General features: G+C 64.0%; 20 protein-coding genes and 2 riboswitches. Of the genes, 13 read left to right on the forward strand and 7 right to left on the reverse strand.

Translation table 11 applies throughout. From position 1 onward, the window contains the following. Positions 1 to 40 precede the first annotated feature (40 nt). Positions 41 to 586 (forward strand): PAS and helix-turn-helix domain-containing protein, encoded by a 546-nt coding sequence (locus tag DTW89_RS04150; RefSeq protein ID WP_114655000.1) that lies wholly within the window; start codon positions 41 to 43, stop codon positions 584 to 586. A gap of 141 nt (positions 587 to 727) precedes the next feature. On the opposite strand, the gene DTW89_RS04155 is transcribed toward DTW89_RS04150, so the two are convergent. The 3 genes from DTW89_RS04155 to DTW89_RS19255 all read right to left on the reverse strand — a co-directional run bounded on the left by DTW89_RS04155 (position 728) and on the right by DTW89_RS19255 (position 3647). Next, positions 728 to 1120: a carboxymuconolactone decarboxylase family protein gene (locus DTW89_RS04155; RefSeq protein ID WP_114655001.1), complete on the reverse strand. Its 393-nt coding sequence runs from the start codon at positions 1118 to 1120 to the stop codon at positions 728 to 730. Positions 1121 to 1239: 119 nt separating this feature from the next. After that, complete coding sequence (katG, locus tag DTW89_RS04160; protein WP_114655002.1) at positions 1240 to 3399, reverse strand: catalase/peroxidase HPI; 2160 nt, start codon at positions 3397 to 3399, stop codon at positions 1240 to 1242. Next, on the reverse strand, positions 3396 to 3647 hold the full coding sequence (locus DTW89_RS19255; protein WP_147277625.1) for a hypothetical protein: 252 nt from the start codon (positions 3645 to 3647) through the stop codon (positions 3396 to 3398). Before DTW89_RS19255 ends, katG begins: the two co-directional genes overlap by 4 nt. Here DTW89_RS19255 and DTW89_RS04165 point away from each other — a divergent pair. Continuing rightward, positions 3646 to 4230 carry a peroxidase-related enzyme gene (locus DTW89_RS04165; protein ID WP_114655003.1) on the forward strand — a complete coding sequence of 195 codons (585 nt, stop codon included), beginning with the start codon at positions 3646 to 3648 and terminating at the stop codon, positions 4228 to 4230. The two genes, DTW89_RS19255 and DTW89_RS04165, sit on opposite strands and share 2 nt — an antisense overlap. Before the next feature lie 63 nt (positions 4231 to 4293). On the opposite strand, the gene DTW89_RS04170 is transcribed toward DTW89_RS04165, so the two are convergent. From DTW89_RS04170 to DTW89_RS04180, 3 genes are read right to left on the reverse strand one after another with little or no spacing between them, the layout of a single operon-like run. Further along, positions 4294 to 4716: an acyl-CoA thioesterase gene (locus DTW89_RS04170; RefSeq protein WP_114655004.1), complete on the reverse strand. Its 423-nt coding sequence runs from the start codon at positions 4714 to 4716 to the stop codon at positions 4294 to 4296. After that, complete coding sequence (locus DTW89_RS04175) at positions 4713 to 5639, reverse strand: DMT family transporter (protein ID WP_114655005.1); 927 nt, start codon at positions 5637 to 5639, stop codon at positions 4713 to 4715. Before DTW89_RS04175 ends, DTW89_RS04170 begins: the two co-directional genes overlap by 4 nt. Beyond that, positions 5629 to 6411: an SDR family oxidoreductase gene (locus DTW89_RS04180; protein ID WP_114655006.1), complete on the reverse strand. Its 783-nt coding sequence runs from the start codon at positions 6409 to 6411 to the stop codon at positions 5629 to 5631. The genes DTW89_RS04175 and DTW89_RS04180 overlap by 11 nt, the downstream gene beginning before the upstream one ends. Before the next feature lie 142 nt (positions 6412 to 6553). Between DTW89_RS04180 and DTW89_RS04185 the strand changes: the two genes are divergently transcribed. The 4 genes from DTW89_RS04185 (at position 6554) to DTW89_RS04200 (ending at position 11255) form a co-directional block, all read left to right on the forward strand. Next, entirely contained in the window at positions 6554 to 8260 is a 1707-nt protein-coding gene (locus DTW89_RS04185; RefSeq protein ID WP_114655007.1) for an electron transfer flavoprotein-ubiquinone oxidoreductase, read from the forward strand. Between the two features lie 209 nt (positions 8261 to 8469). Next, positions 8470 to 9441, forward strand: a complete 972-nt coding sequence (locus DTW89_RS04190) for an ABC transporter substrate-binding protein (RefSeq protein WP_442858092.1) — start codon at positions 8470 to 8472, stop codon at positions 9439 to 9441. Between the two features lie 106 nt (positions 9442 to 9547). Further along, complete coding sequence (locus tag DTW89_RS04195) at positions 9548 to 10438, forward strand: ABC transporter permease (RefSeq protein WP_114655008.1); 891 nt, start codon at positions 9548 to 9550, stop codon at positions 10436 to 10438. Between the two features lie 22 nt (positions 10439 to 10460). After that, positions 10461 to 11255, forward strand: coding sequence for an ABC transporter ATP-binding protein (locus tag DTW89_RS04200; RefSeq protein ID WP_114655009.1), 795 nt, complete (start codon positions 10461 to 10463; stop codon positions 11253 to 11255). Between the two features lie 201 nt (positions 11256 to 11456). Here the strand turns inward: DTW89_RS04200 and DTW89_RS04205 are convergent, their stop codons facing one another. Continuing rightward, positions 11457 to 11915 (reverse strand): Lrp/AsnC family transcriptional regulator, encoded by a 459-nt coding sequence (locus DTW89_RS04205; protein ID WP_094099137.1) that lies wholly within the window; start codon positions 11913 to 11915, stop codon positions 11457 to 11459. Positions 11916 to 12318: 403 nt separating this feature from the next. Between DTW89_RS04205 and DTW89_RS04210 the strand changes: the two genes are divergently transcribed. The 7 genes from DTW89_RS04210 to DTW89_RS04240 all read left to right on the forward strand — a co-directional run bounded on the left by DTW89_RS04210 (position 12319) and on the right by DTW89_RS04240 (position 20479). Then, positions 12319 to 13290 (forward strand): TRAP transporter substrate-binding protein, encoded by a 972-nt coding sequence (locus tag DTW89_RS04210; protein WP_114655010.1) that lies wholly within the window; start codon positions 12319 to 12321, stop codon positions 13288 to 13290. Between the two features lie 99 nt (positions 13291 to 13389). Next, positions 13390 to 13884: a TRAP transporter small permease gene (locus DTW89_RS04215; RefSeq protein ID WP_114655011.1), complete on the forward strand. Its 495-nt coding sequence runs from the start codon at positions 13390 to 13392 to the stop codon at positions 13882 to 13884. Then, a complete protein-coding gene (locus DTW89_RS04220; RefSeq protein ID WP_114655012.1) occupies positions 13881 to 15158 on the forward strand; it encodes a TRAP transporter large permease in 1278 nt (425 codons plus the stop codon). The genes DTW89_RS04215 and DTW89_RS04220 overlap by 4 nt, the downstream gene beginning before the upstream one ends. A 6-nt stretch (positions 15159 to 15164) precedes the next feature. Further along, positions 15165 to 15264: riboswitch (glycine riboswitch) on the forward strand. 13 nt (positions 15265 to 15277) lie between these two features. Then, positions 15278 to 15400: riboswitch (glycine riboswitch) on the forward strand. 44 nt (positions 15401 to 15444) lie between these two features. Continuing rightward, the gene (gene gcvT / locus DTW89_RS04225; RefSeq protein WP_114655013.1) at positions 15445 to 16581 is read left to right on the forward strand and encodes a glycine cleavage system aminomethyltransferase GcvT; all 1137 of its coding nucleotides are present in this window, start codon (positions 15445 to 15447) and stop codon (positions 16579 to 16581) included. Positions 16582 to 16637: 56 nt separating this feature from the next. Further along, the gene (gene gcvH / locus DTW89_RS04230) at positions 16638 to 17012 is read left to right on the forward strand and encodes a glycine cleavage system protein GcvH (RefSeq protein WP_114655014.1); all 375 of its coding nucleotides are present in this window, start codon (positions 16638 to 16640) and stop codon (positions 17010 to 17012) included. 129 nt (positions 17013 to 17141) lie between these two features. After that, the gene (gene gcvP, locus DTW89_RS04235; protein ID WP_114655015.1) at positions 17142 to 20036 is read left to right on the forward strand and encodes an aminomethyl-transferring glycine dehydrogenase; all 2895 of its coding nucleotides are present in this window, start codon (positions 17142 to 17144) and stop codon (positions 20034 to 20036) included. 146 nt (positions 20037 to 20182) lie between these two features. Then, entirely contained in the window at positions 20183 to 20479 is a 297-nt protein-coding gene (locus DTW89_RS04240; protein WP_111868411.1) for a type II toxin-antitoxin system RelE/ParE family toxin, read from the forward strand. Positions 20480 to 20482 lie beyond the last annotated feature (3 nt).

Below are 20482 nucleotides of genomic sequence, written 5' to 3' on the forward strand. Positions count from 1 at the left end.
TACGTAGACTTGTAAGTAGTACCCCGTAAAGATTTGCACTATGGACGTTGATTACAGACTGGCCTTTGAATTTGCTCCAGTGGGTTTGGTGCTTTCACGCAACCGCACCATGATGGACTGCAACCGGCAAGTCTGCGAAATGTTTGGGGCCTCGCGCGAGGTGCTGATCGGGCAATCCTTTCAGATTCTCTACCCCAGTGCCGACGAGTACGAACGCCTGGGTGCACACATGGAGCCCATTCTGAACGCCAAGGGCCACTACGCCGACAACCGCATCATGAAACGGGCCAACGGCGAAGTGTTCTGGTGCCATGTGTCCGGCCGGGCCCTCAACCGCCAAGCACCCCACGAATCGGGTATCTGGAGCTTTGAAGACCTCAGCTCGCAGCGCACCGTCAAGGCCGAGCTCACGGGGCGCGAGCGCGAAGTGGCGGCCAAACTGCTGGAAGGCCTGACCTCCAAGGAAATCGGCAAAGCCCTGGAGATCAGCCACCGCACCGTGGAAATCTACCGCGCCCGCCTGATGCGCAAGTACAACGCCTCCACCGCCGCCGATCTGGTGCACAAGCTGGTGGCGGGGGCATAGGCTCCCCCTGAGTCGCTTCACGCCTTCCCCCTGAGGGGGACGCCACCGGTAGCCTGGCAAAGCCAGTTCCACGGTGGCGCTGGCTTGGTGCATGCCATTTTTACGGGCGACAGGAGGCAGTCCGAGCGCAAGACTGCACGGTCAGCCCTTTGCAGGAGCGTCGATCACTTCGGCGGCAGTGCGAAAAGCCTCCACCGCTGCCGGCAGACCGCAGTAGATGCTCGCATGCAGCAGCACCTCCTGAATCTCCTGCGCCGTCGCGCCGTTGTTGAGCGCACCGCGCACATGGCCCGTGAGCTCATGCTGCTTGCCCAGGGCCGTGAGGAAGGCCACCGTGATCAGGCTGCGCGTCTTCATGTCGAGTCCCGGGCGCTGCCACACATCGCCCCAGGCGTTGCGCGTGATGAATTCCTGAATCGGCTGCGTGAACGCCGTGGCATTGCCAAAGGCATTGGCCACAAAGTCCTCGCCCATGACCTGCTTGCGCGTGGCCAGGCCTTTGTCAAAGTCTTTGGTGGATGGGGGTGTGGTCATGCGGGCTCTCCGTTGCGGCCTGAAAAAGGGCTGCCATGTTAGCCGCCTCGTCCACCAGGAAAGCAGAACGCCACCTGCCCGGCCCACCGCGGGCAAAACAGGTGGCGTGATCAAGGCGCTCAGGCGTTGGCAGGCGCTTCAGTCAGCTCGAACCGGTCCAGGTTCATCACCTTGGTCCAGGCCGCCACGAAGTCGCGAACGAACTTTTCGCGGGCATCGGCGCTGGCATAGACCTCGGCCAGGGCGCGCAGCACCGAGTTGGAGCCAAACACCAGGTCGTTGCGGGTGGCGGTGTATTTGACCGCGCCAGTCTTGCGGTCGCGGCCTTCAAACACCTGTGTCGTTTCGTCCACTGCCTTCCAGACGGTGCCCATGTCCAGCAGGTTGACGAAGAAGTCGTTGCTGAGCACGCCCACCGTGTCGGTGAAGACGCCATGCTGGCTACCGTCGTAATTGGCACCCAGCACCCGCAAGCCACCCACCAGGGCCGTCAGCTCTGGCGCCGTGAGGGTGAGTTGCTGGGCCTTGTCGAGCAAAAGCTCTTCCGTCGCTGTGCTGCCGGCAACGCGTCGGTAATTGCGGAAGCCATCGGCCACCGGCTCCATCACGGCAAAGGACGCGACATCGGTCTGGTCCTGGCGTGCATCGACGCGGCCGGGGGCAAAAGGCACATTCACCGCCACGCCCGCAGCCCGGGCCGCCTGCTCCACGCCCACCACACCGGCAAGCACGATCACATCGGCCAGCGACGCCTTGCCGGACGCCTGTTGAATGGCTTGCAGTTTGGGCAGCACATCCACGGCAGTGCGGTTCACCGCCCAGTCCTTTTGCGGGGCCAGCGCCAGGCGCGCACCGTTGGCACCGCCGCGCTTGTCGCCGCCGCGGAACGTAGAGGCCGAAGCCCAGGCCACCGACACCAGCTCGCCGACCGACAGGCCCGAGGCCGCGATCTGCGCCTTCAGCTCGGCAATGTCTGCGGCCGTGGGCTTGTGCAGCGGCGCGGGCAGCGGATCTTGCCAGACCAATTCTTCCTTCGGAACTTCGGGGCCCATGTAACGCGCCTTGGGGCCCATGTCGCGGTGGGTCAGCTTGAACCAGGCGCGCGCAAAGGCTTCGTTGAACGCCTGCGGGTCGTTCAGGAAACGGCGCGAGATCTTCTCGAACTCCGGGTCAAAGCGCAGCGTCAGGTCGGTGACCAGCATCGTGGGCTTGCGCTTCTTGGCGGGATCAAACGGGTCGGGAATGATCTCGGGCGCGTCCTTGGCCTCGAACTGGATCGCCCCGGCCGGGCTGCGCGTCTGCACCCATTCGAACTTGAACAGGTTCTCGAAAAAGTTGTTGCTCCACTGGGTGGGGGTCTGGGTCCACACCACCTCCAGGCCGGAGGTGATGGCATCGGCGCCGCTGCCGCTGCCGTGGCTGCTGCTCCAGCCCAGGCCCATCTGCTCGATGGGTGCGGCCTCGGGCGCTGCGCCTACATGGCTGGCAGAAGCGGCGCCATGGGTCTTGCCCAGGGTGTGGCCACCGGCGATCAGCGCCACGATTTCCTCGTCGTCCATGGCCATGTTGCCAAAGGTGGCGCGGATGGCGGCTGCGGCAGACAGCGGGTCGCCGCTGGCGTTGGGGCCTTCGGGGTTGACGTAGATCAGGCCCATCTCGGTGGCGGCCAGGGGGTTCTTGGCCAGGGTCTCAGGGTTGCGGTGGGCCAGCCAAGCCTTCTCGTCGCCCCAGTTCACGTCCTGATCGGGCTCCCACACATCTTCGCGGCCGGCGGCAAAGCCAAAGGTGCGAAAGCCGGAGTTTTCCAGCGCCACATTGCCGGCCAGGATCATCAGGTCGGCCCACGAGATTTTTTGCCCATACTTTTGCTTGACCGGCCACAGCAGGCGGCGCGCCTTGTCCAGGCTCACGTTGTCGGGCCAGCTGTTGAGCGGGGCAAAACGCTGCTGGCCACGGCCGGCGCCGCCACGGCCATCCACCGTGCGGTAGGTGCCCGCGCTGTGCCATGCCATGCGGATGAACAGGCCGGCGTAGGTGCCCCAGTCAGCGGGCCACCAGTCCTGCGAATCGGTCAGCAGCGCCTTCAGATCGGCCTTGAGCGCGGAATAGTCGAGTTTCTTGAACTCTTCGGCGTAGTTGAATTTCTCGCCCAGGGGGTTGGAGCGCTCGGAATGCTGGTTCAGCAAATCCACGCGCAACTGATTCGGCCACCAGTCACGGCTGGTGCGGCTGCTGCTGGCACCAGCGGCGTGGAATGGGCATTTGGATTCTTCGGTCATGTAGCGCTCCTTGTGTGGATGAATGCAAGCAAAATGATAGTAAGGGACGCACCAAATAAGAAATCAATTAAAACAAAACTACCGATAGTTTTTATGATTTTCATAAACCCCACGGAACCCAAAAATCCCACTTCACGCCACCCACGCCAGCAGGGGGCCGCAGCACCGACAGCTTCCAGCACCGTTGCCTGCGCCGGCGCCGTGGTACGGTGAATGAAATCGACACCAACAACACAGGAGACCCCCATGAGCCGCTACCCTTTTCCCGACCTCAGCACCCTGCCCGAAGACATCCGCGCACGCATCGTGGAAGTGCAAGAAAAAGCAGGTTTCATTCCCAATGTGTTCCTGGCGTTTGCGCGGCGCCCGGCCGAGTGGCGGGCGTTTTTTGCATACCACGACGCATTGATGCTCAAGGAAGAAGGCAGCCTGACCAAGGGTGATCGCGAGATGATCGTCACCGCAACCAGCGCCGCCAACCAGTGCCTGTATTGCGTGGTGGCCCATGGCGCCATCCTGCGCATCTACGAAAAGAAACCCTTCGTGGCCGACCAGGTGGCTGTGAACCACCGCAAGGCCGACATCACGCCGCGCCAGCGTGCCATGCTCGACTTTGCAATGAAGGTGTGCCAGCGCGCACACGAAGTGGAAGACGCCGACTTTGCAGCCCTGCACGCCCACGGGCTGGATGACGAGGACATCTGGGACATTGCCGCCATCACGGCGTTTTTTGGCCTGTCCAACCGCATGGCCAGCTTTGCCGGCATGCAGCCCAACCCCGAGTTCTACCTGATGGGCCGGTTGCCCAAAGCCAAAAAGCCCACCGAATAACTACTATTTTGATAGCTGGTAGCGCTTTACCCATAAGCGCTACAGGCCATTTTTACTCAAAAATCACCCGGTGACCAACGCCCGCATCCAGTCGGGCAGCGGGGCCGCTTTCTGCGCCGGGAAATCCACCCAGATCGTGGTGGCGCCCCCGGCAGCGCAAATCACGCCGGGCTGGTCCACGCGTTCCATCGTGCCCCAGGTCTCGAACGTGGTGCGCGCCGGGTCACTCACATACAGCTTGAGCAGCACATCTGCCGGAAATTCGAGCTGCCGGTAGAAGTTGCAAAAGGCATTCACGATGACTGGCCCCTGCCCTTTCGGATCGGGGTTGCAGCCCACCGACACCATCCATTCGATGCGCGCCGTTTCCAGGTAGCGAAAGTACACCGTGTTGTTGACATGGCCCATGGCATCCATGTCGCCCCAGCGCACGGGAAAGCGCATTTCGTAAACCAGCTTCTTGACCTCGGGGATTTCGATCTTCATCGGTGTGCCTTGATGGATGCCAGGATGCCCAGGGTGAACAGCACACTGGCCGCCCACTGCGCGGGCGCCGGCCAGTGGCCGTCCCAGGCAAAAGAATAGACCAGCGCAAACAGGGTCTCGCTCACGATGAGCTGCCCGCACAGGCTGGCCGAAAGCCGCTGGCTGGCCAGGTTCCACAAGATGGTGGCCAGCCAGCTCGAGCCGAAGCCGATGGCCAGGCACAGCAGCAGAAAAAAGCCGATGCCCGGCGTGGCGGCCAGCGCGGCGGCCGGTGTGCCCGCCAGCAGCCACAGCACCAGCCCTCCCAGCCCGGTGGCCACGCCCAGCCAGTTGGCCCATTCGGTGGCGCGCACCTCGGGGTGGCGCTTGAGCCAGGCCGCATTCAGCAATGCAAAGGCCGTCCAGCTCACCAGCGCCCCGCCCGCCGATGCCAGGCCGCGCCAAAAATGCAGTCCCTGGCTTGCGCCTTCATCCGCCCCGGCAGGAACATCAGCCATCAGCAGCAGCCCTGCCACCGTCAGCCCCAGTCCGGGCAGCAAGGCCGACCAGCGCAGCCCCTGGGGCTTGCCCAGCAGCATCACCCACACGGGGATGGTGCCGATGATGAGCGCCGGCATCGCCACGCCCATGTCTCGAATGGCCAGCACCAGCAGCAGGTAATAGCCGGTAAAGCCCAGCAGGCTCAGCATCAGCGCGGCGAAAAACTGGCGCGGCGTGGGCAGGCGGCGGGTGTGCAGGCCCCAGGCCATCATGCCCAACGCTACCAGCCCGTAGGTGATGAACCGCCCTGCCGTCACATCCATGGCCGCAAAGCCACTGGCCATGCGGGGCGCTACAAACGACAGCCCCCACAGCGCGCCAGCCGCCAGCCCGGCCAGAATGCCGGCGCTGGTGCCAGCGCCCGCCGGCGCCTCAGACCGCAAAGCCGTCGTCGGCAGCGATCACGGCGCCATTCACAAAGTGGCTCTGGTCGCTGGCCAGCATCACGATGAGGGCGTCCAGGTCCTGCGGCTGCCCCACGCGCTTACGCGGCAGCCTGGCGATGAGTTTTTGGCCCTGCTCGGTCTGCCAGTGGCTGTGGTTGATTTCGGTGTCGATGTAACCTGGGCAGAGGGCATTCACGTTGATGCCGAAACGCCCCCACTCCAGCGCCATGGCGCGGGTCATCTGCACCACGGCGGCCTTGCTCATGCAGTAGGCGCCAATCTGCGGCAGCACCTTGAGCCCGGCCATGGAGGCAATGTTGATGATGCGCCCGCCCGTGAAGCTGCCCGGCGCCGCGCCGCGCGAGCGCGCCAGCATGCGCTTGCCCACCTCTTGCGCCACAAAGAAAGCGCCTTTGACGTTGGTGTCGAAGATGAAGTCGTAGTCCTCAAGCGTGACATCCTGGATGCGCTGCGTGGTGCTTACGCCCGAGTTGTTGACCAGAATGTCGATGGACCCCATCTCTGTCTCGGCGTGGGCCACGGCGGCCTTGATGGAATCGAGGTCGGTCACATCGAGTTCAACGACATGGGCGTCGCCCCCTTCGCCCTCGATGCGGGCACGCAACTCCTTGAGCTTTTCCAGCCGGCGGCTGGCCAGCACCACGCCAGCGCCTGCGCGGGCCAGGGTGCGCGCAAACTGCGCGCCCAGGCCGCTGGATGCGCCCGTCACCAGGGCCACGCGGCCGGACAAATCGATGCTGTAAGCCATTTAAAGTCTCTCCATGGATCAAAAATAGAACGATCGTTCGATTGTGTGTATTCCCATGAATACAATCAGTCGCCAGCCAGACAGTGCTTTGCGGCCCTGCCTGAGGAAAATCACCCCATTATCAAACGCCCGACGAGACGCTATGACAAACCAAGAAATCCTCGCCCAATACGGTCCCCGCGAAGCCATGGAATACGACGTGGTTGTGGTGGGCGGCGGCCCCGCAGGCCTGTCCACCGCCATCCGGCTCAAGCAACTGGCCGCCGAAAAGGGCCAGGATGTGTCGGTGGTGGTGCTTGAAAAAGGCTCCGAGCCCGGCGCGCACATCCTCTCGGGCGCCATCATGGACCCCAAGGCGCTGACCGAGCTGATTCCCAACTGGAAGGAACTCGGCGCCCCGCTGAACCAGCCCGTCACCGACGACGCCATGGTGTTCCTGGGCGAGAAATCGTCGTTTCGCACGCCCAACTTCCTGCTGCCAGGCTGCTTTCAGAACCACGGCAACTACATCGTCAGCCTGGGCAACGTCACGCGCTGGCTGGCGCAGCAGGCCGAGAACCTGGGCGTGGAGATCTTCCCCGGCTTTGCCGCCGCCGAAGTGCTCTACAACGACAACGGCAGCGTCAAGGGCGTGGCCACCGGCAACATGGGCGTAAGCAAGGAGGGCGAACCCACGGGCGACTTCCAGCTCGGCATGGAACTGCATGCCAAATACACCATCTTTGCCGAAGGCGCACGCGGCCATCTGGGCAAGCAGGTCATCGCCCGCTTCAAGCTCGATGCCGAAAGCGACCCACAGACCTACGGCCTGGGCATCAAGGAGCTGTGGGAAATTGACCCCGCCCGCCACCAGCCCGGCTTCGTGCTGCACACCGCCGGCTGGCCCATGGACAACAACACCTACGGCGGCGCCTTCCTGTACCACATGGAAGACAACAAGGTCACGCTGGGCTTCATTACCGGCCTGGACTACGCCAACCCCTACCTCAGCCCGTTCGAGGAATTCCAGCGCTGGAAGACGCACGCCAACATCCGCTACTACCTCGAAGGCGACGAATCCAAGGGCATCAAGCCGGCCAAGCGCATCAGCTATGGCGCGCGCGCCATCACGGCCGGTGGCCTGATGAGCCTGCCCAAAACGGTGTTCCCGGGCGGTGCACTCGTGGGCTGCGACGCGGGTTACCTCAACGTCAGCCGCATCAAGGGCAGCCACGCCGCCATCAAGACCGGCATGCTGGCCGCCGAGGCAGCCTATGAGGCCATCACCGGTGGGCGCCAGCACGACGAACTCACGGCCTACCCCAAGGCGTTCGAGGCCAGCTGGCTCCACACAGAGCTGAACAAGGCACGCAACTTCAAGGCCTGGTTCAAGAAGGGCCTGACCGTGGCCACGGTAATGAACGGTATCGAGCAGTTCGCGCTCAAGGGCCATATCCCATGGACGCTGCACCGCGACAAGCCCGACCACGCCTATCTGAAGCCCGCCGCCGAGTGCAAGCCCATCGTTTATCCCAAGCCCGATGGCAAGATCACCTTCGACCGCCTCTCCAGCGTGTTCGTGAGCAACACCAACCACGCCGAAAACCAGCCAGCGCACCTCACGCTGAAAGACGCCAGCGTGCCGGTGAACATCAACCTGGCCAAATATGCCGGTCCCGAGTCCCGCTACTGCCCGGCCGGCGTGTACGAGTTCGTGCCCGACACGGCCAAGGGCGGCGATGCCCAGCGCCTGCAGATCAACGCGCAAAACTGCGTGCACTGCAAGACCTGCGACATCAAGGACCCGACGCAAAACATTGTCTGGGTCACACCCGAAGGCGGCGGCGGCCCCAACTATTCGGGCATGTAAAAACCATAGCAGCTTGCGCATGAAGGGCCTGCGCTGCAGGCCTTTTTTGTTGATATTTCAACCGCACCGCGCTGAAAGCCCGACCCCGCCACGGGGAGGCTTGCTTGACCCGGCGTGGCAATGTTGCGCCGCAGTAAACTTGCCCGTGGGCCCCGCGCCTGCGTGTGCAGGCCGACCCGATCCATCCCAAAACCAGAAAGACCGCGCAGATGAACATGAAGAAAATGCCCTGGATGTCCCTGGGTGCCCTGGCCCTGGCCGTTGCCGCCGTGGCACCCGCCAGCGCGCAGCAAAAATCCGTGGCAGTGACCGCGATCGTCGAACACCCTGCCCTCGATTCCGTGCGCGATGGCGTGCAGGCCGCCCTCAAGGAAGCCGGCTTTGAAGCGGGCAAGAACCTCCAGTGGCAATACCAGAGCGCCCAGGGCAATACCGGCACCGCGGCGCAAATCGCGCGCAAGTTCATTGGCGACAAACCCGATGCCATCGTGGCCATTGCCACGCCATCGGCCCAGGCCGTGATTGCCGCGACGAAAACCGTCCCCGTCGTCTTTTCGGCCGTAACCGACCCCGTGGCCGCCAAGCTCGTGAAAAACTGGGAGCCTTCGCACACCAACGTGACCGGCGTGTCCGACCTGCTGGCGCTCGACAAGCAGATGGACCTGGTCAAGCAAGTGGTGCCCGGTGCCAAGCGCGTGGGCGTGGTCTACAACCCCGGCGAGGCCAACTCGGTCGTCGTAGTCAAACAATTGCAGACGCTGCTGCCCAAGCTGGGGATGACGCTTGTCGAGGCCGCAGCGCCCCGCTCGGTGGACGTGAGCAGCGCCGCGCGCAGCCTGATCGGCAAGGTCGATGTGATCTACACCAGCACCGACAACAACGTGGTCTCGGCCTACGAGGCGCTGGTGAAGGTGGGACAGGACGCCAAGATCCCGCTGGTGGCATCGGACACCGACAGCGTCAAGCGCGGCGCCATCGCTGCCTTCGGCATCAACTACCGCGACCTGGGTGAGCAGACCGGTCGCATGGTGGCGCGCATTCTCAAGGGCGAAAAGCCCGGCGACATCAAGCCCGAAATCAGCACCAAGATGGAGCTGTTCGTGAACCCCGGCGCTGCTGAAAAGCAGGGCGTGAAGCTGTCTGACGCGCTGGTCAAGTCGGCCGCGCAGGTCGTGCAATAAGCGCGCAACCTGTGCAGGGCCGGGTCGTCAGGCCCGGCCCCCTCCGGCAGGAGCCATGCACCGCGTGGCTCCTGCTTTGTTTTTCAATCCCTAGCCCCGCTGCCCCATGTCCTTCTTTTCCCTGCTCGGCGCCGTTGAAATCGGCCTGATCTTCAGCCTGGTGGCGCTGGGCGTATTCATCTCGTTTCGGCTGCTGCGCTTTCCCGACCTCACGGTGGACGGCAGCTTTCCGCTGGGCGGCGCCGTCTGCGCCATCCTGATCTCCACCGGCACCAATGCCTGGCTGGCCACGCTGGCCGCCACGGCGGCGGGGGCGGTGGCCGGGCTGATCACCGGCTGGCTCAACGTCAAGCTCAAGATCATGGACCTGCTGGCCAGCATTTTGATGATGATTGCGCTGTATTCGATCAACCTGCGCATCATGGGCGGGCCCAACGTACCCCTCATCAACGACCCCACGCTGTTCGTGCTGCTGCAGCCCGAAGGCATGCAGGACTACATTGCGCGTCCGCTGATCCTGGTCTTCATCGTGCTGGCCGCCAAACTGCTGCTCGACTGGTTCTTTGCCACCGAGCGGGGCCTGGCCATCCGTGCCACGGGCTCCAACGCCCGCATGGCCCGCGCACAGGGCGTGAACACCGGCGCCATGCTGCTGCTGGGCATGGCCATTTCCAACGGGCTGGTGGGCCTGGCCGGTGCGCTGTTTGCGCAGACGCAGGGCGGCTCGGACATTTCCATGGGCATCGGCACCATCGTGATCGGCCTGGCGGCCGTGATCGTGGGCGAAAGCATCCTGCCCTCGCGCCGCCTGGTGTATGCCACGCTGGCGGTCATCATCGGCGCCATCGCCTACCGCTTCTTCATCGCCCTGGCGCTCAACAGCGACTTCATCGGCCTCAAGGCGCAAGACCTGAACCTGGTCACCGCCGTGCTGGTAGCCGTGGCGCTGGTGATTCCGCAGCTCAAGCGCAAGTTCGCCAAGCGCAAGCCGTCCTGAACCCGCGCACCGAAAGAGCCCCATGCTGAGCGCCCAACACCTCGAAATCACCTTCAACCCCGGCACGCCGATCGAAACCCGCGCCCTGCGCGGCATGTCGCTGGACATTCCGGCCGGGCAGTTCGTCACCGTCATCGGCTCCAACGGAGCCGGCAAGTCCACGTTTCTGAATGCCATCTCGGGCGACCAGACGGTGGACAGCGGCCGCATCGCCATCGATGGCGTGGACGTCACGCGCATGCCCGTGTGGGCCCGTGCCGAGCGCGTGGCCCGCGTCTTCCAGGACCCGATGGCGGGAACCTGCGAAGACCTCACCATCGAAGAGAACATGGCATTGGCGCAGCGCCGCGGCACTTTCCGCAACCTGGGCCGCGCCGTCAAGGCATCCATGCGCGAAGGCTTTCGCGAGCGCCTGGCCACGCTGGGCCTGGGCCTCGAAAACCGCCTGACCGACCGCATCGGCCTGCTCTCGGGCGGCCAGCGCCAGGCGGTGAGCCTGCTCATGGCGGCGCTGCAGCCGTCGCGCATCCTGCTGCTCGACGAGCACACCGCCGCACTCGACCCGCGCACCGCCGACTTCGTGCTGCGGCTGACCGAACGCATCGTGGCCGAAAACCAGCTGACCACCATGATGGTCACGCACAGCATGCGCCAGGCGCTGGACGTGGGCGAGCGCACCGTGATGCTGCACCAGGGCCAGGTGGTGCTCGATGTGTCGGGCGAAGAGCGCAAACGCCTGGATGTGCCCGACCTGCTGCACATGTTTGAAAAAGTGCGCGGCGAAAAGCTGTCGGACGACGCCCTGCTGCTGGGCTGAGGCGGGCGCGGGTTGTGCCTCACAATTCTCAAATTGATAGCTGCTAGCGCTTACTGGGTAAGCGCTAGCAGCTATTTTTTTCTTGTAGAACATATGGATTCGCGTTCGATCCATCAGAACCGTTCGGGCTTGTCGAAGCCTCGCGCGGCGCTTCGACAAGCTCAGCGTGAACGGCTTTGTATTTTTGGATGCAATCCGGTATCAATCCACGAACAGCGGCAGATCGGCCTTCTTCAGCGTGCGCAGCACAAAGCTGGAGCGGCTGTGGCGGATGCCCTTGATCTTGTAGAGCTTCTCGCGCAGCAGGCGCTCGTAGTCGCGCGTGTCTTTGACCACCACGCGCAACAGATAGTCGTAGTCGCCCGACACCAGGTGCGCCTCAATCACCTCGGGAATGCTGGCCAGGGTTTCGCCAAATTTTTCCAGCGTGTTGTCGGAATGGCTGTCGAGCGTGACCATCACCAGCACCGTGTCCGCCAGATCGAGCGCGCGCGAATTGAGGCGCACGGTGTAGCCCTCGATCACGCCGGCCTCTTCCATCTTCTTGATGCGCCCCCAGCACGGCGAGGGGCTCAGGCCCACGGCCTGGCCGATCTCCTGCAGGCTGGCGCGGGCGTTGGCCTGCAAAACGGAGAGAATTTTTCTGTCAAGACGGTCCATGGGCCGCATTATTTCAAGAATTGCGCTTTGGCAGATTATTTTTCTTTGAATAGCGAAAATCAACGCAAATTCAGAAGATTTATCGGCCTCCCGCGCTGCATACTTTGCTGCATCAAGGCACTCGTACCCGGGTGCACAAACTGACAAGGCCCCGGCGGGTTACCGCCCGCCCGGGGCGCTTGGCAAGCCTCTCCCTTCGACGCCTCCTATTGCTGCCCTGTCCCGCATGCGACCTCGGTGCGCTGCGATGTGCCTGGCACGCCGCTGATAAGCATGCTTACCAGCACAAACCCCGATGCCCGGCGCCATGCTGCAGCGCCATAATTTTTGCAGTGCGCGGCGCAGGCCCGCGCCGTAGCCTGCACCGCAGGCCGCACGCAACCATCCCCCTTCAGGAGACACCATGCAATTGACCAGACTCGTCGTCGGCCTCGGCCTTGCCATCGGCTTCATGGCCTCTGCCGCCGCGCAGACCACCATGCGCATCAGCATCTCGACGGCGCAGAACTCCCACCAGGGGATTGCCATCGACACCTTTGCCAAGGAAGTCGAAAAGCGCACGGGCGGCCGCTACAAGGTGCAAACCTTCTACAACGGCGCACTGGGTGGCGAGCGCGAGTCGGTTGAAGCCGTGCAGCTGGGCACGCAGGAGCTGGCCTTCAGCTCCAGCGGCCCCATCCCCAACTTTGTGCCCGAGACCAAAATTCTCGACGTTCCCTTCCTGTTCCGCGACAAGGCCCATGCGCGCGCCGTGCTCGACGGCCCCATCGGCCAGGAGATGCTGACCAAGTTCGACAGCAAGGGCTTCAAGGCGCTGGCCTGGGCCGAGAACGGCTTTCGCCACATGACCAACAGCAAGCGCGACGTGAAGGAGCCCGGCGACCTCAAGGGCCTGAAGATGCGCACCATGGAGAACCCCGTGCACATCGCCGCCTACAAGGGCTTTGGCATCATCACCACGCCCATGGCTTTCCCCGAGGTGTTTACCGCCCTGCAGCAAGGCACCGTGGACGGCCAGGAGAACCCGCTGCCCGTCATCATCTCGGCCAAGTTCGACCAGGTGCAAAAGCACCTCACGCTCACGGGCCATGTGTATTCGCCCTGCATTTTCGTGATGAACAAGGCCTCGTTCGACAAGCTCAGCGCTGCCGACAAGCAGGCTTTCCTTGATGCCGCCAAAGAAGGCACCAAGGCCAACCGCGCGCGCGTGGACGAGGACGATGCCAAGGGCGTGGCCGACCTGCGCTCCAAGGGCATGACCGTGATCGACAACGTGGACAAGGCCAAGTTCGTGGCGGCCCTGGCCCCAGTGAATGCCGAGTTTGAAAAGCAGTTTGGCAAGGCCACGCTCGACAAGATCCGCAACGTCAAATAAGCCGCCGATCGCTTTCTTTTTGATAGCTACCAACGCCCGTTGGCAAAGCGCCAACGGGCGTTTTTACTCATACACTGCGCTTTCTGGCCCGTGCCGCCCATGAAAAACATGTTTCTTATCTTTGAGCGCGGTTGCACCTGGGCGGCCATGCTGGGCGCCTGCGCCATGCTGGCGCTGGCCGCTGCGCTGGGCATGTTCCAGATCCTCATGCGCTTCGTGTTCGAGCAACCCGCCGAATGGACCGAGGTGCTGATCCGTTTCAGCCTGATCTGGATGGTGTTTCTGGCCATCCCGGCCGCCTTTCGACAGGGCGCCATGGTGAGCGTGGACGTGCTGTACCGCTGGAGCCCGCCGCGCATTCGCCGCGTGCTTGACTGGGTGGTGTCACTGGCCGCGCTGGCACTGATCGGTGTGATCATCTGGTGGGGCTGGGACTATGCGCAGCGCGGCGGTGTGCAGAGCATGGCCGGGCTGGAGTCGGTGTCGATGTTCTGGGCTTATCTGGCCATGCCGGTGGGCGGATTGTTCTGCGTGGTGGGAATCATCGGCAACCTGATCGATCCCCAGCGCATGGAACTGGAGACCGCGCAATGACGCCAGTGATGATCACCACCATGGTGCTGTGCTTTGCACTCACCGTCTCCGTGGCCGTGTCGATCGGGCTGGCCTCCATCCTGGGCATTCAGGTGGCCAACGCCAACATGCTGATCGCGGTGAAAGAGATGTTCGCCTCGATCAACAAGTTTCCGCTGGCCGCCATTCCGTTCTTCATCCTGGCGGGCAACCTGATGGAAACCGGCGGCATTTCGCGCCGGCTGGTCGAGTTTGCCAAAAGCATCGTGGGCGGCGTGCAGGGTGGCCTGCCCATGACCTGCGTGCTCACCTGCATGATCTTTGCAGCCGTGTCGGGCTCGTCGGTGGCCACCACGTTCGCCATCGGCGCCATCCTGATCCCCGCGCTCATCAAGCATGGCTACCCCACCAGCTATGCCGCGGCGCTGCAGGCCACCAGTGCCGAGCTGGGCGTGATCATTCCGCCCTCCATCCCGCTCATCTTGTATGGCGTGAGCGCCGAGGTGTCGATTGGCGAGCTGTTCATTGCCGGCTTTGGCCCGGGCCTCCTGATCAGCGGCGCACTGATGCTGTTTGTTTGGGCCTGGTGCAAATACAAAGGCTGGGGCAAGAACGATGGCGATGGTCGCATGCCCTTTGGCCGAGCCACGCTGCAGGCCGGCTGGGCATTGTTCATGCCCGTGATCATTTTGGGCGGCATCTACGGCGGCGTTTTCACGCCTACCGAGGCATCGGCCGTGGCTGTTTTTTACGCGTTGATCATCGGCGTGGTGATTTACCGCGAAATCAAGATCAAGGACCTGTTCGCCATTCTGCGCAAGTCGGCCATCTCGTCGGCGGTGATCATGTTCATCATCGCCAACGCCGGGTTGTTTGCGTTTCTCATCACGCGTGCCGGTGTGCCCGATGCCATTGGCCGCTGGCTGGAAGCCGTGCTGCAATCCCCCGCGCTCTTTTTGCTGGGTGTGAACGCGGCGCTGTTCATCATCGGCATGTTCATCGAGACCAGCGCGGCCATCATTGTGCTGGCGCCCATCCTGGCGCCCGTGGCGATGCACTTTGGCGTGGACCCGGTGCACTTCGGCCTGATCATGGTGGTGAACCTTGCGCTCGGCATGATCACCCCGCCTTTTGGCGTGAACCTGTTTGCCGCATGCACGGTGGCAAAGATCTCGCTGGACCGGGTCGTCACGCACCTGCTGCCGTTTGTCGGCGTGATTCTGGTGTGCCTGCTGGTCATCACCTACGTGCCCTCCATTTCGCTCACGCTGCGCGATCTGGTGTACGCGAAGTAAGTACAATCGGCCCCGTCAGGAGAGAGTGCTCCGCTTATCCGCGAGCAGCACCGCCGAAGGCGCAGGCACCCGCCGAACGCTCAGGCAAAAGGACTGGCAACCGCCCGCAGTGATGCGGGCGTTCCCTTGCTGGAGAGAGGTGGCCGCGCGCAACGCACAGGCCATCCACCGAAGGAGCAAGCCGCGCGGCCAGCCAGGGCGCTGCGGTGAATCTCTCAGGTAAAGCGGACAGCAGGGCAAATCCCGTGGCACCGGTGCCACGGCCTTTATTTGCCCTGGAGCTTTCATGTCCGCACCTGCCGCTGCCCCCCTGCTTACCACGCCCCTCAACGCGCTGCACATCGAACTGGGCGCGCGCATGGTGCCGTTCGCCGGCTATTCCATGCCGGTGCAGTACCCGGCCGGCCTGATGGCCGAGCACCTGCACACCCGCCAGGCCGCAGGTCTGTTCGATGTGTCGCACATGGGCCAGTTGCGCCTGGTCGGCCCCGATGCCGCCGCCGCGTTCGAGAGCCTGATGCCCGTGGACGTGATCGACCTGCCCGTGGGCAAGCAGCGCTACGGCTTGCTGCTCAACGACGAGGGCGGCATCATCGACGACCTGATGTTCTTCCGCGTGGCGCAGGACGAAATCTTCGTCATCGTCAACGGCGCCTGCAAGGTCGGCGACATCGCCCACATCCAGGCGCGCATCGGCCAGCGCTGCCAGGTCATCCCCATGCCCGACCACGCCCTGCTCGCGCTGCAAGGCCCGCAGGCCGCCACCGCCCTGGCGCGCCTGACGCCCGGCGTGGACAAGCTGGTCTTCATGACCGGCGGCAACTTCCAGATCGCGGGCTGCGACTGCTTCGTCACGCGCAGCGGCTACACGGGCGAAGACGGCTTCGAGATCTCGGTGCCCGCCGCGCAGGCCGACACCCTGGCGCGCACGCTGCTGGCCCAGCCCGAAGTGAAACCCATCGGCCTGGGCGCGCGCAACTCGCTGCGCCTCGAAGCCGGCCTGTGCCTCTATGGCAACGACATCGACACCACCACCACGCCCGTGGAGGCCGCGCTGAACTGGGCCATGCAGAAGGTGCGCCGCACCGGCGGCGCGCGCGCGGGCGGCTTCCCCGGCGCCGACAAGGTGCTGGCCCAGCTCGACAACCCGGCCAGCGTGGCGCGCAAGCGCGTGGGCTTGGTGGCCCTGGAGCGCGTGCCCGTGCGCGAGCACACCGAGTTGCAAACGACCGAAGGCCAGAAGATCGGCGAAGTCACCAGCGGCCTGCTGGGCCCCAGCTTCGACAAACCCATCGCCCTGGCCTATGTGGACCCGCAGCATGCCGCAGTGGGCACGCGCGTCCACGCCATCGTGCGCGGCAAGGCCGTGCCGATGGAGGTGTGCGCCACCCCCTTCGTGCCCACGCGCTACTACCGCGGCTGAAAACCTCCAGCGCAGGCTACATTCCCGATTCCCTTCATCTTTCAGGAGCCCTTCCCATGACGATCAAATTTTCCAAAGACCACGAGTGGGTCAACGCCGCCGACGCGAATGCGGCCGTGGTCGGCATCACCGTGCACGCCCAGGACGCGCTGGGTGACGTGGTGTTTGTCGACCTGCCCGCCGTGGGCGCCACGTTTGCCCAGGGCGACGTGGCAGGGGTGGTCGAGTCGGTCAAGGCTGCTGCCGACGTGTACATGCCGGTCTCCGGCGAAGTCGTCGAGGTGAACGAAGCCCTGCGTGCCGACCCGTCGCTGGCCAACTCCGACCCGCTGGGCGCCGGCTGGTTCTTCAAGGTCAAGCTGTCGGATGCGTCGCAGCTTGACGCGCTGATGGACGAAACGGCTTATTCGAGCTTTGCCGCCAGCGCCTGATTTTTCGCTATCAAAAATATAGCTGCTTGCGCTTGAAAACAGAGCACTTTAGATAACAAAGTGCCTGAAACCCATTAAATACATGCGCAAGCTGCTCTCTTTTTTATCACTTTTGAGACTGGTCCCGCCATGCAGTTGTCTGCCGCCCTGCCCTTGTCCGCGCTCGAAAACGCGGGTGAATTCCTGCCCCGCCACATAGGCATCGACGCGGCCGACGAAGCCCATATGCTGTCGGTGATTGGCGAGGCCTCGCGCCGCGCACTCATCGACGGCATCGTGCCGCGCTCCATCGCGCGCAGCCAGAGCATGGACCTTCCGCCCCCCGCGACCGAAGCCGCCGCGCTGGCCGAGCTCAAGGCGATTGCATCCAAAAACCAGGTGCTCAAAAGCTTCATCGGTCAGGGCTACTACGGCACGCACACGCCCGGCGTGATTCTGCGCAACATCCTGGAGAACCCCGCCTGGTACACGGCCTACACGCCCTACCAGGCCGAAATCTCGCAGGGCCGCATGGAGGCGCTGATCAACTTCCAGACCATGGTGTGCGACCTCACCGGCATGCCCATTGCCAACGCCTCCATGCTCGACGAGGCCACCGCCGCCGCCGAGGCCATGACGCTGGCCAAGCGCTCGGTCAAGGCCAAGGGCAATACCATCATCGTCAGCGGCGACTGCCACCCGCAGACCATCGAGGTCATCCAGACACGCGCCGCGCCGCTGGGCCTCGCGGTCAAGGTGGTCCGCTCGGGCGACGAATGGATGGCCGCCATCGGCCAGGACGACTACTTCGCCGCCATCAACCAGTACCCCGGCTCCAGCGGCTGGCTGGCCGACTGGCAGATGAGCGCCGACGTCATCCACAGCAAGGGCGCAGCATTCATCCTGGCCGCCGACCTGCTGGCACTCACGCTGCTCAAGGCCCCCGGTGAAATGGGCGCCGACATCGTGATTGGCACCACGCAGCGCTTTGGCATGCCCATGGGCGCGGGCGGCCCGCACGCCGCCTACATGGCCTGCCGCGACGAGTTCAAGCGCTCCATGCCCGGCCGCCTGGTGGGCGTGAGCGTGGACGTGCATGGCAAACCCGCCTACCGCCTGGCGCTGCAAACGCGCGAGCAGCACATCCGCCGCGAAAAAGCCACCTCCAACATCTGCACCGCGCAGGCACTGCCCGCCGTCATCGCCAGCATGTACGCCGTGTACCACGGCCCCGAAGGTTTGAAGCGCATCGGTAAGCGCGTGGCACGCTTCACCGCCATCCTGGCTGCAGGCCTCAAGCAACTGGGCTTTGCACCGCTGCACGCCACCGCCTTCGACACCCTCACGGTGGACCTGGGCAGCACTGATGCCGCCCGCGCCGTGGTTCAGCGCGCGCTGGATGCGGGCGCCAACCTGCGCCTGCTGCGCGGCCAATGCGTGGCCCTGTCGCTCGACGAAACCACCACGCGCGACGACCTGGCCCTGCTCTGGCGCGCCTTCGCGCCCACGGCCACGCAGCCCACCGTGGAAGCCCTGGAAGCGAACGCGCCCGACCTCATCCCGGCCAGCCTGCGCCGCACCAGCGCCTACCTCACGCACCCGGTGTTCAACACGCACCACTCCGAGACCGGCATGCTGCGCTACATCCGCCAGCTGTCCGACAAAGACCTGGCGCTGGACCGCACCATGATCCCGCTGGGCAGCTGCACCATGAAGCTCAACGCCACCAGCGAGATGATCCCCATCACCTGGCCCGAGTTCGCCAACGTGCACCCCTTTGCCCCGGCCAACCAACTGCAGGGCTACAAGGAACTGGACGAGCAACTGCGCGCCTGGCTGTGCCAGGCCACGGGTTACGCCGGTATCAGCCTGCAGCCCAACGCCGGTTCCCAGGGCGAATACGCCGGCCTGCTGGCCATCAAGGCCTACCACGAAGCCCAGGGGCACAGCCACCGCAACATCTGCCTGATCCCCAGCAGCGCGCACGGCACCAACCCCGCCAGCGCCCAGATGGTGGGCATGCAAGTGGTGGTGACCAAGTGCGACGAGAACGGCAACGTGGACATGGCAGACCTGCAGGCCCAATGCGAGAAGCACAGTGCCCACCTCGCCTGCGTGATGATCACCTACCCCAGCACGCACGGCGTGTTCGAAACCCAGGTCAAGGAGCTGTGCCAGCTCGTGCACAGCCATGGCGGCCGCGTGTATGTGGACGGCGCCAACATGAACGCCCTGGTGGGCGTGGCCGCGCCCGGCGAGTTTGGCGGCGACGTCAGCCACCTGAACCTGCACAAGACCTTCTGCATCCCGCACGGCGGCGGCGGCCCCGGCGTGGGCCCCGTTTGCGTGGTGGAAGACCTCGTGCCCTTCCTGCCGGGCCATGCCACCGCCGGAAATGCTGCAAAAACAGGAGCTGTCAGCGCAGCCCCGCTGGGAAATGCCGCCGTTTTGCCCATCAGCTGGATGTACATCCGCATGATGGGCGCCGAGGGCCTGCAGGCCGCCACCGAGGCCGCCATCCTCAGCGCCAACTACATCAGCGCGCGCCTCAAAGACCACTACCCCACGCTGTACGCATCCGCCAACGGCCATGTGGCGCACGAATGCATCCTGGACCTGCGCGGCCTGAAGGAAACCAGCGGCGTGATGGCCGAAGACGTGGCCAAGCGCCTCATCGACTACGGCTTTCACGCGCCCACGCTGAGCTTCCCCGTGCCCAACACGCTGATGGTCGAGCCCACCGAGAGCGAAACGCTGTTCGAGATCGACCGCTTCATCGACGCGATGATCGCCATCCGGGGTGAAATCCGCCAGATCGAAAACGGCGCCTGGCCGCAGGACAACAACCCGCTGAAGAACGCCCCGCACACCGCCGAAAGCCTGCTGGGCGCCGACTGGGCGCGTCCCTACACGCGCGAAGCCGCCGCCTACCCCGTGGCCGCCCTGCGCGGCAACAAATACTGGTCGCCCGTGGGCCGCGTGGACAACGTCTATGGCGACCGAAACCTGTTCTGCAGTTGCGTGCCGGTGAGCGAACTGGCGTAAAGCTGCTGGCTAATGCTTCAGCGGGCCGCTGTGCGACAAAGCCGCGCAGCGGCCCGCTGGCTTGCGCGTCAGACCTCTGACCTTTGCCTTCAGCCTTCGCGGTGCCAGCCCTTGGCAAATCGTAATCTATAGGTTACATTCGCCACATGTTCACGATCCGCAAGCACGAAGCCTTTGAGCACTGGATTAGCAGCCTGCGCGACTTCAAAGTACAGGTGCGCCTGTTGAAACGATTGAAGAAAGTCGAACTGGGGCTGCTGGGCGACGTAAAGCCTGTGGGTGAAGGCGTATTCGAGATGCGCGAGGATTTTGGGCCGGGCTGGCGTATGTATTACGTCCAGCGCGGCGCGGTCATCGTGGTGATGCTCGGCGGTGGCGACAAGTCCACACAAGACAAAGACATTGATGCAGCCAAAGCCTTGTCCAGAACGTTGGAGGACTGACCC

This window comes from Acidovorax sp. BoFeN1 (genome assembly GCF_003345135.1).
In the GTDB taxonomy this organism is placed as follows: Bacteria; Pseudomonadota; Gammaproteobacteria; order Burkholderiales; family Burkholderiaceae_C; genus Acidovorax; species Acidovorax defluvii.